Origin of the sequence: Hymenobacter sp. CRA2 (assembly GCF_002007105.1) — a bacterium.
Classification (GTDB): domain Bacteria; phylum Bacteroidota; class Bacteroidia; order Cytophagales; family Hymenobacteraceae; genus Solirubrum.
In genome coordinates this window covers 1-1001 of the sequence record NZ_MVBC01000037.1, presented here as the reverse complement: position 1 = coordinate 1001, position 1001 = coordinate 1, and the positions used below count along the sequence as shown (strand labels likewise).

The 1001-nt window shown below is 69.6% G+C and carries 2 protein-coding genes; both read right to left on the bottom strand.

Features of this window, described 5'->3' with window-relative positions:
• Positions 1-10: 10 nt before the first annotated feature.
• Positions 11-586, bottom strand: coding sequence for an IS630 family transposase (locus B0919_RS24460; protein ID WP_176133212.1), 576 nt, complete (start codon positions 584-586; stop codon positions 11-13).
• A gap of 16 nt (positions 587-602) precedes the next feature.
• Positions 603-968 carry a helix-turn-helix domain-containing protein gene (locus tag B0919_RS24455; RefSeq protein WP_139362386.1) on the bottom strand — a complete coding sequence of 122 codons (366 nt, stop codon included), beginning with the start codon at positions 966-968 and terminating at the stop codon, positions 603-605.
• Between the last annotated feature and the right edge of the window lie 33 nt (positions 969-1001).

The following is a 1001-nucleotide window of genomic DNA, read 5'->3' as shown; positions in this document are numbered from 1 at the left end:
TATAGCGGATTCATGAACGATGTACATGATAACCACAATGGTTGAACCAGGCTTTGGCATCCTTGCTGGAAATCCACTCAACCGCGGTTTGGATAGCCGCCTCCAGTGCTTCACGGGTACGGGCCTGGGCCTGGCGCAGCTTGGTTTTGAGCTTGCTCCAGGCCTGCTCAATCGGAGTGAAGTCGGGCGAGTAGGGCGGGAGAAACAGCACCTCGACGCCACGCCGGGCCAGTTCTTGCTGCAGTCCGCCGAGCTTGTGCACCGGCAGGTTATCGAGCACCAGCACATCGCCGCGCCGCAACTGCGGGCCCAGCACCCGGGCCACGTAGAAGGCAAAGCTGCGCTGGTTCAGGGCCCCGTCCAGCAGTTGCACGGCTTTCAGCCCGCGTACGCTCAGCGCCCCAATCAACGTGACGGCCCGCCCGCGCCGGAGCGGCACGGCGCCGCTGACCCGCCGGCCGCCCGGTGCCCGCGCGTAGCGGCGCGCGTAGTCCAGGCGCAGGCCCGTTTCGTCCAGAAAGTAGAACCGGTGCACGTCCGGGCGCGCCGCCACCGCCTCGACGTGCTGGCGGCGTAGCTCCCGCACGCGGGGCGTATCCCGCTCAGTGGCGTGCAGGCTTTTTTTTGCGGCGCAGCCCCTGCTCGTCCACCACGCGCCACACCACGCCCACGCTCACCCGCCGCCCCGTTTCGGCCTGCAGTGCGTCGCGCAGCTCGGCCAGCGTCGCGTCCGGCTGCCGCCCCACCTGGGCGACCAGCCACGCCTGCGCGGCCGCGTCCAGGCACCGCGGCGGGCCACCCCGGCCGGGCAACGCCGCCACCGACCCGGTTTGCCGCTGCCGCCGCACGAGCTTGCCCACGAAAGCCACGCTCACGCAAAAGCGCGCGGCCACTTGGGCCTGCCGGGCGCCCGGCTCGGCCAGCGCCTGCGCCACGCGCTGACGCAAATCCATCGAGTATGCTTGCATACAGCCGCTTACGTACGCGGAGCGCCAGCAGCT